Origin of the sequence: Streptomyces sp. NPDC048248, from assembly GCF_043201875.1 — a bacterium.
Lineage (GTDB): Bacteria > Actinomycetota > Actinomycetes > Streptomycetales > Streptomycetaceae > Streptomyces.
This window is the reverse complement of sequence record NZ_JBICZL010000004.1, coordinates 502,504-517,475: the sequence shown is the minus strand read 5'-3', so window position 1 is coordinate 517,475 and position 14,972 is coordinate 502,504. Positions and strand designations below refer to the sequence as shown.

Sequence of the window (14,972 nt, the reverse complement as noted above, 5' to 3'; positions counted from 1 at the left end):
CCCGGGCGCGTCAGACTGGAACCCCGTGTCACCTCTGTGGGGGAGGTGGCACGGGGTCTTTTTCGCTGCCCGCTCTCGCCGCGGATTCGCCACGGGCGTCACTGCGGCCGGCATCCGGGGGCGCCCCGGGCCCTTCGGCTGTGTCCCGCACCCCGCCGAAGGGGGAAGCGGAGCCGCGCCACGCCCGGCCGCGCACACCGAAATCGCCACGCGGTATTCATATCTTCGATGGCGTCCGATTCCGCTCCGGCAAAGAAGAGGCCGGCGTCCGCCGAAGGGTTCCCTGGCGCGCTCGTGCGTCATTCCGTTTGTCGACAAAAGGCAGGAGCCCCTCTCCCCACCGAAGTGGAGGAGCGGGGCTCCTTGGGTACTGCTTAAGTCGACCTAAAGGTCGGACCGGGCAACTCAGACCGGCGTAACGTTCTCCGCCTGCGGGCCCTTCGGACCCTGCGTGACGTCGAAGTTCACCTGCTGGTTCTCCTCCAGGGAGCGGAAACCAGAGGCGTTGATCGCCGAGTAGTGGACGAAGACATCCGGGCCGCCGCCGTCCTGGGCGATGAAGCCGAAGCCCTTTTCAGCGTTGAACCACTTGACGGTTCCGGTAGCCATAAGCCCTCCTTGGGCCAAAGGGTTGCCCTGCTCCAGAACCTGCAAACAAGTCTGAAAACTACAAAAGCCTGCGGGTCACATGCTCCGCAGGCTCTGTACTGCAAGGGAAACCAAACTGCAACTTGCGCTGAGCGTAGCATGCAGCGCTCGTGAGGTGGAAGAGCCAAAGATCACGTTTAGCCGACACCGTCGCCGGCCATAGGTCGCCCCGCCGCTCCGTGGCCCGTCCGACAGGTCTAGCCTCCGCATGTGGACAATTCAACCTTCACAGACGGACCCGCGGAAGCCGCAGCCGATCACCGTCGGAGCCGGCCGCGGGTGGGCCACATCCAGTTCCTGAACTGCCTGCCCCTGTACTGGGGCCTCGCCCGCACGGGCACCCTGCTCGATCTGGACCTGACCAAGGACACGCCGGAGAAGCTCAGCGAGCAGCTGGTCCGCGGGGACCTCGACATCGCACCGATCACCCTCGTCGAATTCCTGCGCGCCGCCGACGACCTGGTGGCCTTCCCCGACCTCGCGGTCGGCTGCGACGGCCCGGTGATGTCCTGCGTGATCGTGTCGCAGAAGCCGCTCGACCAGCTGGACGGTGCGAGAGTCGCCCTCGGGTCGACCTCGCGCACCTCCGTCCGCCTGGCCCAGCTGCTGCTCGCCGAGAAGGTCGGCGTCCGGCCGGACTACTACACCTGCCCGCCGGACCTGGGTCTGATGATGCAGGAGGCCGACGCGGCCGTGCTGATCGGTGACGCCGCGCTGCGCGCCAACCTGCACGACGGTCCGCGGCTCGGCCTGGAGGTCCATGACCTCGGTCAGATGTGGAAGGAGTGGACCGGGCTGCCGTTCGTCTTCGCCGTCTGGGCCGCCCGGCGCGACTACCTGGAGCGTGAGCCCGTCGTCGTGCGCAAGGTGCACGAGGCGTTCCTGGCCTCCCGCGACCTGTCGCTCGAGGAGGTCGGCAAGGTCGCCGAGCAGGCGGCCCGCTGGGAGACCTTCGACGAGCCGGTGCTGGAGCGCTACTTCACGACGCTGGACTTCCGGTTCGGCCCCGACCAGTTGCGCGGCGTCACCGAATTCGCCCGCCGGGTCGGCCCGACGACCGGCTTCCCGGCCGACGTGAAGGTGGATCTGCTGGGGGCCCAGGGCGTGTCCTAGGTCCTGGCGGCGCGCGGCTCGACCGATGCCGAAGCGACGCACAGTTTTCGGTGGCCCGGCACGGGCCGGGTTCTAAGCTGTGGGGGCCGTCGCGAGGGGGAGGCAACGCCATGGAGCCGCTGGCAGAGGACGACCCACGGGTCCTGGGTGGGTACCGGCTGCTGGGCCGGCTCGGCGCGGGCGGGATGGGCCGGGTCTATCTCGGGCGCAGCGCGGGCGGGCGCACCGTCGCGGTGAAGGTCGTGCACGCGCACTTCGCCACCGACGACCAGTTCAGGGCGCGCTTCCGGCGGGAGATCGAATCGGCGCGGCGGGTCGGTGGCGCCTGGACCGCCCCGGTGCTGGACGCCGATCCGGACGCCGCCGTCCCGTGGATCGCCACCGGCTACGTCGCGGGTCCCTCGCTCGCGCAGGCCGTCGCCGACGTCGGGCCTCTGGCCGAGCACTCCGTACGCGCCCTGGGCGCCGGGCTCGCCGAGGCGCTGGCCGCGGTGCACGCGCTCGGGCTGGTGCACCGGGACGTCAAACCGTCCAATGTGCTGCTCACCCTGGACGGCCCGCTGCTGATCGACTTCGGGATCGCGCGGGCCACCGAGGGCACCGCCTCGCTGACGTCGACCGGGGTCTCCGTCGGCTCGCCCGGCTACATGGCGCCCGAGCAGATCCTCGGCAAGGGCACGTCGGGCGCCGCGGACGTCTTCTCGCTCGGCGCGGTGCTGGCGTACGCGGCGACCGGCGCCGGGCCGTTCTCCGGCGACTCCTCGGCCGCGCTGCTCTACAAGATCGTTCACGAGGAGCCGGAACTCGGCGGCCCGCTCACCGGCGAGCTGCGCGAGCTGGTGGCCGGCTGTCTTGCCAAGGACCCGGCGGCCCGGCCCGCGCCGCACGACCTCGCGGCCCGCCTCGCGGGCGCGGGCGGTGCCGCGGGCCTGGTGCGGACCGGCTGGCTGCCCGCCGCCCTGGTCGAGCGGGTCAGCAGGCAGGTGGTGGAGCTGCTGAACCTCGATACGGGCGAGGGCGGCGCTGGCCCGGCGACGGGTGGCGGACAGGCGACGGAGGCGGGTGCGGCGTCCTGGACCGGCGCGCACGCCCCGGCACCTGCCCCGCTCGGGGGCGCGTTCGGTCCGCCCGACCCGTCATACGGCGCGGCGTCCGGGCTGGTGCCGTTCGACGCGCAGGCGCAGCTGCCGGCGGCGGACGGGCCGGTGGCGCAGGGGCACGACGTGTCCGGGGAGCCGGTGGCGCAGAAGCCGCATGCCGGGCAGGGTGCCGGCCCGCCTGCGGGAGGCGGACCGGGTCCCTCGGCGGACGCCTCGGGGCCGGTGGGCACCTCGGCGCCCACGCCGGGGCCCGCCACCGAAATCCCCGCGTTCTCCGCCCAGGCGCCCGGTTCGCCGCCGTACGCCTCCTGGCCGGTGGCCGGCGGGCAACCGGACGCCTCGGGGCCCCGGGCGACCGGCCACGGCCCCGCCCCTGGCCAGGCCGAGCTGCCGACTGCCGGGCCGGGCACGGCGTCGGCGACCTCAGCCGGCTCCAAGGAGCGGCGCATCGCACTGACCGCGGCCGTCGGGGGCAGGAACCGGCCGCGCCGGGTGAGCTGCTCGCTCGTGCTGTCGGTGGCCGGGGCACTGGCCGCCGCGACGACCGCGGTGTTCGTCTTCCAGCTCCTCCCCGGAGACCACGGCGGCGACGACACCAGCGCGCGACCGCCCTCGGACACCGGGCGGACGCCTTCCCGCGGGCCCGGCGACCCGGGGAGCGGAGGGGCGCGGCCCACCGTCGCCAAGGGCTTCCTCGGCACCTGGAAGGGCAGCGTCCGGATGGCGAACGGCTTCCCGAACGGCACGATGACCAGCGTCGTCAAGGCCGGCGGCAAGGGCGACTACGTGATCCACACGACGTACGACGTGGCAGGGGTGCTGCGCTGCGAGGCCAAGTCGAAGCTGGTCGCTTCGACCGGCACGCGGCTGCGGCTCACCGAACGCCCCGACGGCAAGCAGGGGCCCGGCTGCACCGGCACCACGTCCGAGGTCACCTACACCCTCGGCAAGGACGGCACCCTCTCCTTCGTCTCCGCGGACGACGCGGGAGGCAACCCGCGGGCGACGCTCACCAAGGGCGGCGGCTGACCGCAGGGGCGGCCCGCGCCCGCTCGCCGGAGCCACCCGCCACCCGCCGCCCCGGGCGGCCCGGCCGCCAACGAGGCCGTCAGACCCCTGGCGTAGGCTGGTTCGGTCGTTATGCCCGCCTCCGAAAGGGACGCCCCGGTGACCGAGAACGCCGACCTCCAGTCCGTGCTCGACCGCGCCGCGCAGGGCGGCCGCATCACTCCGGAGGAAGCGCTCGACCTGTACCGCTCCGCACCGCTGCACGCGTTGGGCAAGGCCGCCGACGCGGTGCGCCGCCGGCGCTACGCGGGCACCGAGCACATCGCGACGTACATCATCGAGCGCAACATCAACTACACCAACGTCTGCGTGACGGCCTGCAAGTTCTGCGCCTTCTACGCCGCGCCCAAGGACACCGCCAAGGGCTGGACCCGCGACCTCGACGACATCCTGCGCCGCTGCGCGGAGACCGTCGAACTGGGCGGCACCCAGGTCATGTTCCAGGGCGGCCACCACCCCGACTACGGCGTCGAGTACTACGAAGAGCACTTCTCCGCCATCAAGAAGGCGTACCCGCAGCTGGTCATCCACTCCCTCGGCGCCTCCGAGATCGAGCACATGGCCAGGATCTCCAAGGTGACGCCCGAGGAGGCCATCCGCCGGATCCACGCGGCCGGGCTCGACTCCTTCGCCGGCGCCGGTGCCGAGCTGCTGCCGGCCCGCCCGCGCAAGGCCATCGCGCCGCTGAAGGAGTCCGGCGAGCGCTGGCTGGAGATCATGGAGACGGCGCACGGCCTCGGCGTGGAGTCGACGTCCACGATGCTCATGGGCACCGGCGAGACCAACGCCGAGCGCATCGAGCACCTGCGGATGATCCGCGATGTCCAGGACCGTACGGGCGGCTTCCGCGCCTTCATCCCGTACACCTACCAGCCGGAGAACAACCACCTGAAGGGCCAGACGCAGGCCACCCTCTTCGAGTACCTGCGCATGATCGCCATCGCCCGGCTCTTCCTCGACAACGTCGCGCACATCCAGGGCTCCTGGCTGACCACCGGCAAGGAGGTCGGCCAGCTCTCCCTGCACTACGGCGCCGACGACCTCGGTTCGATCATGCTGGAGGAGAACGTCGTCTCCTCGGCCGGTGCCAAGCACCGCTCCAACCGCATGGAGATCATCGACCTGATCCGCTCGGCGGGCCGCGTCCCGGCGCAGCGCGCCACCACCTACGAGCACCTCGTCGTGCACGACGACCCGGCCGACGACCCGGTCGACGACAAGGTCGTCTCGCATTTCTCCTCGACCGCCATCGAGGGCGGCACCGCCCACCCCGAGCTGAAGCTCGTCGAGGCCAACTGAGCGGCGTGCGGCAGGAGTTGAGGGCGGGCTGAGCCGGTCGTGCTGACGATCCACGCCGCCGAAGCGGTGTTCGCGCGCGGCGCCCGGTGCGAGGCGGTGGCCGTCGACGGCGGTCTGATCGTGGGTTTGGGCACGGCGGCGGAGCTGACCGCGGCCCGGCCGCAGGCCCGGGTGCGCCGCTGGCCGGGCCTGCTGACCCCCGGCCTGCTCAACCCCTGGGCCGCCGCGCTGCTCGAAGCGGCCTACCACCCCGACCCGCGCGAGGCCGACGCGCTGGGCACCGCACCACTCACCGGTGACGCGCTGGCCGCGCTGGGGATGGACGACGCGCGCTGGGGCGCGAGCGCCAGGCGCGGACTCCAGCGGATGCTCCAGCACGGCACGACCGCCGTGGCCGGGCCGTTCCGGCGGCCGGCGGTGCGCAGCGCCGTGACCCGCTCCGGCCTGCGGGTGCGCGAGCCGGAGACGGTCGACGAGCCGACGCTGGGGCGTGCGGGTGCGCCCACCCTGGACCCGTTCGAGGTCCTGCCGCCGGGTGCGCTCCTGGACGGCGAGCTGACCGTCGGCGGCCCGGCCGACTTCGCGGTGTTCGACGTCCCGGTCGGCGAAGGGCCCGAGCTGCCCGACCGAGTCCTGCGGCAGTGGGGCGCGGGCAGCTGTGTGGCCACCGTGCTGGCCGGCCGCCTGGTGTTCCGGCGGCGCTGAGCGGACGCCTCGGCCCCGCCCCGAGGGCCGTGCCACCGCGCCGCGCGGCCCGCCGACGCCGCGCCGCGGGACCGTCGCGCGGGGCGCCCGGCCGCGACGCCGGGCGGGCCGCTGCCGGGTGCGGCGGGGCACGGTGGACAATGGCCGGGTGACCCGAGCATCCCTGGACAAGCAGCCGCACGAAGTCGCCGCGATGTTCGACGGCGTGGCGGCGCGCTACGACCTGACCAATGACGTGCTGTCCCTGGGCCAGGCACGCCTGTGGCGCAAGGAGGTCGACCGCGCGGTCGCCGCCCGGCCCGCCGAGCGGGTCCTCGACCTCGCGGCCGGTACCGGCACCTCCTCGCTCCCGTTCGCCAGGACCGGCGCCTACGTCGTGCCGTGCGACTTCTCGGTCGGCATGCTGCGGGAGGGAAAGAAGCGGCACCCGTGGCTGCCGTTCACCGCGGGCGACGGCACCCGCCTGCCGTTCGCGGACGGGGTGTTCGACGCCGTCACCATCTCCTTCGGGCTGCGCAACATCCAGGACACCGACGTCGCGCTGGCCGAGCTGTACCGCGTCACCAAGCCCGGCGGCCGGGTGGTCATCTGCGAGTTCAGCGAGCCGACCTGGGCACCGTTCCGCACCGTCTACACCGAGTACCTCATGCGGGCACTGCCGCCGGTGGCCCGCGCGGTCAGCAGCAACCCCGACGCGTACGTCTATCTCGCCGAGTCCATCCGCACCTGGCCCAACCAGCCCGAACTCGCCGCCCGCATGCAGGGCGTGGGCTGGACGAAGGTCGCCTGGCGCAACCTGACCGGCGGCGTCGTGGCACTGCACCGGGGGACCAAGCCGGTCAACTGACCGCGCCGCAGCGGCGACCGCGGGCCCGGGGCGACCGGGCCGGTGCGGTCGCCGCGTCGCTCAGGGCGGCGGTCTCGCTCGGGTAACGACCCTTCACAGCGAGTGAAACGCCGGGAACCATGCGTACGACAGCCGTGTCTGTACGTTCGCCAGTGGCAGTTGTCCGCGCTGCCCTTGAATTCCCGGAGTCCGTCTTGTCATCGTTCTGCCCGGACTGTGGTTCTTCTTCGCCGCCCGAGGCGCGGTTCTGCATGGGGTGCGGCCGGGAGCGGCAGGCCGCCTCGCCGGGCGGACCGCCGCCCGCTCCGGGAGCGCCGCCGGCGCCCGCAGCCCCGCCCGGCCACCCGCCGTACGCCGCCCCGGCCCGCCCTTCGCCCCTGGGTGCCTTCCTGACCCGTACGGCGAAGGGCGACTGGGTTGCGGCCCTGAAGGTCGCCGGGTGGCCGACGCTGGTGCTCCTCGTCCTCGCCTGCCTGCTGGGGATCTTCTCCTCCGACGACACCGATGAGGCCGGTCTCGGCTGGGGCACCCGGATGCGGATCGCCCTGGCGCTGCTGCTGCAGAGCGTCGGCGGCGGGGTCAGCTTCTCCGGCAACGCCGGTGCGTCCCTGGGGTCGTTCGGCGAGGGGCTCGCGGGTGAGGCGTCGCTGTCGCTGGTGCCGCTGGTGGCCACGGCGGTGTGGGTGGGCGCGCTGGTGATCGCCGCCCGCCGGGGCGGCCCCGCCACTTCTGTGCCGGAGGCCGTCGTGCCGGGGTCGCTCCCGCAGAGTGCCGTCCTGGAGAAGGTCCTGCGGATCGCGGCACTCTGCGGAGCCGGCACCTTCCTGCTGGGTCTGCTGGCACAGCCGTCGTACGGCGGCATCGAGTTGTCGTCGTCGCCGTGGCTCGCGCTGCTGTGGTCCTTCCTGCTGGCCGCTGTGGTGAGCGGTGCGGTGCTCGCGCGTACCGAGGCGCGTGCCTGGCTCGCCACCCGGCCCGCCTGGCGGACCGCCACCGGGGCGCTGCGCAGTGCCCTGTTCGCGCTGTTCGTCGTCCTCTCCGTGTCCGCCGTGGTCACCTTCGTGACCTTGCTGGCCACGGCGGACGACCTCGACGGCGGCCAGGTGCTCGGCATGCTGGTGCTGCTGCCCAACCTCGCCGCACTGGCCCTCGCGTTGGCCTGGGGCGCGCCGCTGAACGCCGAGTGGAACCTCCCCGACATGCCCTTCCTCGGGTCGGGACGGGAGTCCCTCGGCTACTCCGAACTGGGGGAAGTCAGCGGCGGATGGACGGTGTTCGGCGTCATCGTCGGCGCGGTGGTGTGTGCGCTGCTGGTGGGTGACCTCGTCGTACGGCGCAGCGCCGACCGGCGGGAGGCTCTGCTGGCCGCCGGGTTCTTCGTCGTCGCGCTGGTGTGCGTGGTGCTGGTCGCGGGGGCGAGCGTCTCGGCGACGTTCCACGAGGGGAGCGACAGCGGCGGCTACGGCGGCGGCCCCGGCTACGGCAGCGGCTACGGCGCGAGCGGCCCGAGCATCGGCGCCCACGCCGAACTGACCGCGGGTCTTGCCGAGACGCTGCTGTTCGCGCTGCTGTGGACCTTCGGCGCGGTGCTGCTCGTGCCGTACCTGCTGATGATCGTGGGACGCGGCGGCCCCACCGCGCCGACCGCTCCCTACGGCGGCCCGGCGGCTGCTCCCGGCTACGGCTACCCGCCCACGGGCGCCGGCTACGGCCCGCCGGCTACGGGCACCCCGGAGGCCCCGGCGGCTCCGGCAGCCCATGCGGATCCGGCGACCCCGGCTGCCCCGGCCGAGAACGCGGCAGCCCCCTCCGCACCACCGCCCACCGCACAGCCCGCTTCCGCCACACCCCCCACCCCGACCGCCCCCGACCTCCCTGCCGTCCAACTCGGCCACGCCCCGCCCCCCGGCTCGACCCCCGCCCTCACACCGGCCTTCACCCCGGCCCCGGGCGAGGAGCCCCGGCCGCCGCGGCGCGGTGCTGTGAAGTGGGTGGCGCTGGCCCTCGCCGCGTTCCTGGTCGGCGGCGGCGGGACGGCCGGCGCGCTCTACTTCAAGAACCGGCAGGACGACACCGGCGACAAGGCGGACAAGCCCGCCGCGGTCACCAGCGAACGCCCCCGCGACGACCGCCGTCCCTCCGCGAGCCCGTCCGCCTCGGCCACGCCCACCGGCGGACCGTCCGGCAGCCCGACCGCGGGCCCCACCGCCGGGGCCCCGTCCCCGGGCGCTCCGCTGCCGGAAGGCTTCGTCCGGCAGCAGGACCCCAAGGGCTTCTCACTCGGAGTGATGCGCGGCTGGAAGCGATCACAGAAGGGCACCCAGATCGACTACAAAGCTCCGGCGGGAAGGTCGTATCTGCGCATCGGGATCATCCCGGACGCCCCGCAGTCCTCGTACGAGAACTTCAGCACCCTGGAGAAGGGCGCCAGGAAGCGGACGAACTACCAGCGCACGGAGCTGACGCAGAACACCTTCCGCAACAGCGCGGGCGCCCGCTGGGAGTTCACCTACGTCAACGACGAGACCGGCAACACGATGCACGCCATCGACCAGGCGTACGTCGCCGCCGACGGCACCGAATACAGCATCTACTACGAGTGCGTGGACTCGCTCTACGACCCGGTCGAGGACCAGGTGTTCAGCACCGCGCTCCACACCTGGTCGGTGGGCGACGAGAGCCCGTAGGAGACGTCGGCGGGCCGTCGCGGGCGGGTGAGCCCGGCACGGCCGACAGCCCGAGGGGCCGGCGCGTCACGACGACCGCGCCGGTCCCTTCTGCTCCCTCGCCTCGTCCCGCGCCGTCCGCCGTCAGATGTCCAACCGGTAGCAGTGGGCCGTGCGTTCCCCCGTCGGCGTGGGCAGCGTTTCGGCGAGCCGCATACCCAGCCGCCGGGTCACCGCGAGGGACCGCTCGTTACGGGAGTCCACCATCGCCACCATCTCCCGTACGCCGGCCTTCCGTACGGACACCAGCGCCGCCTGTGCCGCGGCCGTGGCGTAGCCCTTGCCCCAGTACGCGCGGCCCAGCCGCCAGCCGATCTCGATCTCGCCCACCGGACCCCAGTCACGCGGCCAGGGCTGTGCGCCGGTGAACCCGATCACCGCGCCGTCCGCCGGATCCAGCAGGGTGTAGAGGCAGAAGCCCAGTTCCGCGTGGTGTCTGCGCTGGCGTGCGGTGAGCTCCTCGTAAACCGACAGCTCGGCCGCCTTGGCGCCGTGGAATTCCATGACATCGGGGTCATTGAAGACGTGGTGCCAGTGCCACGCGTCCTCCTCGGTGGGCACCCGCAGTTCGACGGCGGGGAGCGGTGTATTCATCGGCCAACCCTTCAGGTTCTGATCACCAAGGCCCCCATAGACTGCATGTGCCCACTGCCCGTCGGCACCCAGATATCCAGATATCGACTTCCGGGAGACCCCCCGTGACCGAGCCCGCGTCCGTGACCGAGTCCGTGACCACGCCCCGATCGGAGCACAGCGCGGATGTGATCGTCGTCGGTGCCGGCCCCGCCGGCTCGGCCACCGCCTACCACCTCGCCAAGTCCGGTCTGGACGTGCTCCTTCTGGAGAAGACCGCGTTCCCCCGCGAGAAGGTGTGCGGTGACGGCCTGACCCCGCGCGCGACCAAGCAACTCGTCGCGATGGGCATCGACATCTCCGAGGAAGCGGGCTGGCTGCGCAACAAGGGCCTGCGCATCATCGGTGGCGGCTCCCGCCTCCAGCTCGACTGGCCGGACCTCGCCTCGTTCCCCGACTACGGACTCGTCCGCAAGCGCGACGACTTCGACGAGCAACTGGCCCGGCAGGCGCAGAAGGCGGGCGCGCGGCTTTACGAGCGCTGCAACGTCGGCGCCCCGATCATCAACGAGCTGACCGGCCACATCACCGGCGTGCACGCCAAGCTCGGCGAGGAGAAGACCCCGGTCACCTTCCACGCCCCGCTCGTCGTCGCGGCCGACGGCAACTCCACCCGCCTCTCCCTGGCGATGGGGCTGCACCGCCGCGAGGACCGCCCGATGGGCGTCGCGGTCCGCACCTACTTCACCTCGCCCCGCCACGACGACGACTACCTGGAGTCCTGGCTGGAGCTGTGGGACCGCCGCGGCGCCCAGGACCGCCTGCTCCCCGGCTACGGCTGGATCTTCGGCATGGGCGACGGCACGAGCAACGTCGGTCTCGGCGTCCTGAACACCTCCAACTCCTTCAAGGAGCTGGACTGGCGGGAGATCCTCAAGGCCTGGTGCGCCTCGATGCCCGCGGACTGGGGCTACACCCCGGAGAACATGACGGGACCGATCCGCGGCGCCGCCCTCCCGATGGCCTTCAACCGCCAGCCGCACTACACCAAGGGCCTGCTCCTCGTCGGCGACGCCGGCGGCCTGGTGAACCCCTTCAACGGCGAGGGCATCGCGTACGCCATGGAGTCCGGCAGCATCGCCGCCGAGGTCATCGTGCAGGCCCACGCCCGGCAGACCTACGCACAGCGCGAGCTGGCCCTGCACCGTTACCCGAAGATCCTCAAGGACACCTACGGCGGCTACTACAACCTCGGCCGCGCCTTCGTGAAGCTCATCGGCAACCCGAAGGTCATGCAGATCGCCACGCAGCGCGGTCTGACCCACCCGCTCCTGATGCGCTTCACGCTCAAGATGCTCGCCAACCTCACCGACCCCACGGGCGGCGACGCGATGGACCGCATCATCAACGGCCTCAGCAAGGTCGCTCCCAAGGCATGACGCAGGCCCGCCGAGGGGGCTTCACCGCCGCCCTCGGCGAGCCTCTCCGGAGACCGGGGCCCGGTCAGCCGTCCTCGCGAGGGCGGCGGCGGGCCAGCAGGTAGCAGCCGCATGCCGCGGCGGCGAGGGCGGTCGAGCCCGCGGTGATCATCGTGAGGTCGGCGTTCCCCGCGGCGCCACCGGTGCCGGCCTGCATGGCGCCGTGCGGGCTCCCGGAGTGCGGCGTGGTCACCTGGGGGCGGACGGTGGCGCTCCAGGACTTGCCGCCGGGGCAGGTGCCGTCGATGGCCCACACGGCCCTTTCCCCCGCGCGGTCCTGATTGCCCGCGATCTTGTCGGTGACGCGGGCGGTCCCGGTATAGGTGCCGTTGGCGTCCCGGCGCATCAGCTGGACGGTGCCACGGGTCAGGACCTGGCCGTGACCGGTGATGGTCTCCGGCGGATGGCCGCCGCGCCGTCCGCACAGCACGGTGACGGTGATGGTGCCCCCGGGGCCGACGGCCGCGGGGCTGACCGCGGCGGACGGGCTGACCTCGCCGACCGGATCGGCGAGCGCGAGCGGGACGGCCGTGCCGAGGGCCACGACGGCGAGCGCGGACGCGGCCAGAGTGCGGCTGACGAGACGCATCGGAAGTTCCTCCAAGAAGGATGCTGCGGAGGCGGGCCCCGCAGCCGTGGGGCGGTCTTTTCCTGATGCCATGTCAAAGGAGCCGGTCGCGTCACGCATGTCGAACCGGGGGACCGACCGGCCCAGGACCGGTGACCGGAGGCCCGTCAGAGGGGCGTTCGCGCATGTCGGACCGCGTGTCGCGGGCAGCGAGCGGTCCGCCCGTTCGGCGCATCCCCGGATGCGCGGGACAAAGGGCGCACTGTCGGCGTGGCGCGGGCGGTGGACGGGCAGCGACGAGGAAGGGGAGGGGCCGGGCGGAGCGTTCTCCGGCGCCGTTCGGGCGGCCGCGTGTCGCCGAGGAGGACCGCCGGCCTCGATGCGCACGAGGCCGATGCTGCGCGCCGGCGCCGTCGCTCCAGGACCGCGATGCGGGAGGCCGGCGTACCCGGCCGGTGACGCCGGTGGAGAGCCGTCGGGCCCGTACGGCGCCCAGGTCCCAGGGCGCCGCACGGGGACTGCCGTCCCGCCGGGCGTCAGCTCACGGGAACGGACGCCGGGGCCGACCGGCGTCCGTTCGGGCCGGTCAGCTGTTCGGCGCCCTCCGGTACGGGGACCGCCGCGAAGATGGCGTTCTGCTGCTCCTGGAGCTCCCGTGCGCGCTCCGGCGGGGTGCCGGGCAGCCGCTGCTCCTCGTACAGCTTGTGCGTCTCCAGCTGGGCCGCCTTGCTCTCCGGGGTGTGGAACTGGACCTCGAAGAGCTGGCCGGAGCGGGGCGCCCGCCAGGCGGAGTTGATCGCCTTGTAGCCCGCCTTGCGGTGCCAGGTGTTGGACCAGCGGGTGCTGTCGTTGCCCCATGCGGAGAGCAGCCCGGTCGCGGTGGTGACGCCGGTGCTGTACTCGTCGGCGGGCCACTGCAGGGTGAAGCGGACGGAGTCGTTGATCGTGGCGAGCGACCTGTCCACCGTCTGTCCCGGGGTCTCGCGCATCGCGGTCGCGACCTTGCGCTTGAGCGAGTCGGGGGACTTCAGCCGCTGGTCGAAGCCGATCAGCTGGGCGTCGCTCAGCTCCGCCGCGGCGCGTACCAGGGGGCTGATCGAGCGCTCGGCCTGCCGTGCCCGGGTGACGAACCCGTCGACCTTGCGGTTGTCGGCGGCGTTCAACTCCAGCCCGTCCTGGTGCCAGCCGCCGTCCGGGTCGGTGGCCGACCGGTCGGCCGCGGGGGCGGGCGGCGGGGCCGCGACCCCGGTGGGCGGGGAGGCGACCGCGACGGAAGCGGTCGCGGTGTGGACGGCGCCGAGGCCGAGGGCGCCGGCCAGCGCGGCGGCCGTCGCGGCGCGGGTGACGAGGCGCCGGGTGAGGCGATGCGTGTTCATCGGAGTGCGGGGTCCCTCTCGCTACGGGGTACCGCGGGTGCCTACGTGGCATTTGTGCGGCTTGTAACGAGAAGTGAACGGCGCGCACCGCCCGTGGAGAGATGTACACGCGGCGGCCGTGCGGTACCTGGCCGGAACACGGCCCTGTACGGCGCAATTAGGACGCCGTGGGCCGCGCGCCGGTCCCGGGAGCGCAGAGAGGGCCGCCCCTCCCGAGCGGTGGGAGGAGCGGCCCTTTCAGCGGTCTGCCGATGCGGCGCCGACGACAGCGGGCGCCGCACAAGGGGCATTCAGCGCAAGTGCTTCGGCCGGTCGAGGCGGAGCGAGCGCCTCAGGTGAAGCAGGTGCCGGAGAGTCTGCAATGCCTCAGAGCACGCGCACGGCGCCGGTCGGCTGGTCGTAGTCCAGCGGACGCTCGACGATGCCGGTGCTGGAGTTCTGCGCGCCGATGAAGTTGCCGTCACCGACGTAGACGCCGACGTGGTAGGCGCTGCCCGCGCTGCCCCAGTACAGGATGTCGCCGACCTGGAGGTTGTCGAGGCCGACCTGGGTGCCGGTCGTCGACTGGTCCTGCGAGACGCGCGGCAGGTCGACGCCGATCTGGCGGAACGCGGCCTGGGTCAGGCCGGAGCAGTCGTACGCGGAGGGACCGCTGGCGCCCATCACGTACGCCTTGCCGAGCTGGGCCTTCAGGAAGGAGACGAGCGTCGCGGTGCTGCCGGTGGCGTTGGACGTCGACAGGGAGGCGGACAGCGTCGAACGCTCGGAGGAGCGCGAGGCACGAGCCTCGGCGGCCTCCTTGGCCTTGCGGGCCTCCTCGGCCTTCTTCTTCGCCTCGGCCTTCTTCTCGGCGACGGCCTGGTTCTTCTTCGCGGCCTTCGCGGCGTGCGAGACGGCGCTGTCCTGCAGGGCCTGGCGCTCGTAGCTGAACGCGACCTGCTGGGCGGCGTCGGCGCTCTTGGCGGCGCTGGTCGCCAGCGCCGTCGTGATGGTGGGCATCTCCTGGGTTTCGGAGACGGGCTTCTCGGCGGCGTTGGCCGGCAGGGTCGCGCCGGACACCGCGAGGGTGAGGATGCCACCGGTCACGCCCGCACGCAGCGCCCGCGAGGACGCGGAACGGCGGGGCTTCCGGTGGCTGGGTATGAGTGCGTTCGGGGACATGGCACCACGGCTATCAGGAGCCGCAGGTTGCTGCCAACAAAGGTGGAGTGCACCACACTTGACGCGTACGCGATGAACAAAAGGGACTTTTAGCTGCCCGTTGGCCCGCCGGCGCGATGTCCGAATTTCGCGATCATGCACCTACGCATGGCATTTGCAGCTCGATGTGGGGTCCGGCGGCACTTATCACCTGGCCATCCGCCACGCCAAGGCTTCCCAGCCGTCAAGGACTTACGGGTCGAAACCTCGTGGGATAGGTCACTCCTGAGTGTCCGTTATGTTCCCGTGACCCATGAGTGCCGCGGCCGCT

General features: G+C 72.6%; 12 protein-coding genes. 7 read left to right on the top strand and 5 right to left on the bottom strand.

Annotation, left to right across the window (positions count from 1 at the left end):
• Positions 1-405: 405 nt before the first annotated feature.
• Positions 406-609 carry a cold-shock protein gene (locus tag ACGFZW_RS11210; RefSeq protein WP_003984261.1) on the bottom strand — a complete coding sequence of 68 codons (204 nt, stop codon included), beginning with the start codon at positions 607-609 and terminating at the stop codon, positions 406-408.
• A gap of 249 nt (positions 610-858) precedes the next feature.
• Here ACGFZW_RS11210 and ACGFZW_RS11205 point away from each other — a divergent pair, with 249 nt between their 5' ends.
• The 6 genes from ACGFZW_RS11205 (at position 859) to ACGFZW_RS11180 (ending at position 9,467) form a co-directional block, all read left to right on the top strand.
• The gene (locus ACGFZW_RS11205; RefSeq protein ID WP_393892775.1) at positions 859-1,761 is read left to right on the top strand and encodes a menaquinone biosynthetic enzyme MqnA/MqnD family protein; all 903 of its coding nucleotides are present in this window, start codon (positions 859-861) and stop codon (positions 1,759-1,761) included.
• 110 nt (positions 1,762-1,871) lie between these two features.
• A complete protein-coding gene (locus ACGFZW_RS11200) occupies positions 1,872-3,890 on the top strand; it encodes a protein kinase (RefSeq protein ID WP_393892774.1) in 2,019 nt (672 codons plus the stop codon).
• A 138-nt stretch (positions 3,891-4,028) separates the two neighbouring features.
• On the top strand, positions 4,029-5,228 hold the full coding sequence (gene mqnC, locus ACGFZW_RS11195; protein ID WP_393892773.1) for a cyclic dehypoxanthinyl futalosine synthase: 1,200 nt from the start codon (positions 4,029-4,031) through the stop codon (positions 5,226-5,228).
• 39 nt (positions 5,229-5,267) lie between these two features.
• Entirely contained in the window at positions 5,268-5,933 is a 666-nt protein-coding gene (locus ACGFZW_RS11190; RefSeq protein ID WP_393892772.1) for a hypothetical protein, read from the top strand.
• A 148-nt stretch (positions 5,934-6,081) separates the two neighbouring features.
• Positions 6,082-6,780, top strand: a complete 699-nt coding sequence (locus ACGFZW_RS11185; protein ID WP_393892771.1) for a demethylmenaquinone methyltransferase — start codon at positions 6,082-6,084, stop codon at positions 6,778-6,780.
• 251 nt (positions 6,781-7,031) lie between these two features.
• Positions 7,032-9,467 carry a hypothetical protein gene (locus ACGFZW_RS11180; protein ID WP_393892770.1) on the top strand — a complete coding sequence of 812 codons (2,436 nt, stop codon included), beginning with the start codon at positions 7,032-7,034 and terminating at the stop codon, positions 9,465-9,467.
• Positions 9,468-9,590: 123 nt separating this feature from the next.
• On the opposite strand, the gene ACGFZW_RS11175 is transcribed toward ACGFZW_RS11180, so the two are convergent.
• On the bottom strand, positions 9,591-10,100 hold the full coding sequence (locus ACGFZW_RS11175) for a GNAT family N-acetyltransferase (protein WP_393892769.1): 510 nt from the start codon (positions 10,098-10,100) through the stop codon (positions 9,591-9,593).
• 104 nt (positions 10,101-10,204) lie between these two features.
• On the opposite strand from ACGFZW_RS11175, the gene ACGFZW_RS11170 reads away from it, so the two are divergent.
• The gene (locus ACGFZW_RS11170) at positions 10,205-11,518 is read left to right on the top strand and encodes a geranylgeranyl reductase family protein (RefSeq protein ID WP_393892768.1); all 1,314 of its coding nucleotides are present in this window, start codon (positions 10,205-10,207) and stop codon (positions 11,516-11,518) included.
• Positions 11,519-11,582: 64 nt separating this feature from the next.
• Here the strand turns inward: ACGFZW_RS11170 and ACGFZW_RS11165 are convergent, their stop codons facing one another.
• From ACGFZW_RS11165 to ACGFZW_RS11155, 3 genes are all read right to left on the bottom strand, one after another.
• Positions 11,583-12,146 carry a hypothetical protein gene (locus ACGFZW_RS11165; RefSeq protein WP_393892767.1) on the bottom strand — a complete coding sequence of 188 codons (564 nt, stop codon included), beginning with the start codon at positions 12,144-12,146 and terminating at the stop codon, positions 11,583-11,585.
• A 515-nt stretch (positions 12,147-12,661) separates the two neighbouring features.
• On the bottom strand, positions 12,662-13,501 hold the full coding sequence (locus ACGFZW_RS11160) for an ATP nucleotide 3'-pyrophosphokinase (protein ID WP_393892766.1): 840 nt from the start codon (positions 13,499-13,501) through the stop codon (positions 12,662-12,664).
• Positions 13,502-13,867: 366 nt separating this feature from the next.
• Positions 13,868-14,662: a C40 family peptidase gene (locus ACGFZW_RS11155; protein ID WP_393892765.1), complete on the bottom strand. Its 795-nt coding sequence runs from the start codon at positions 14,660-14,662 to the stop codon at positions 13,868-13,870.
• Positions 14,663-14,972: the final 310 nt, after the last annotated feature.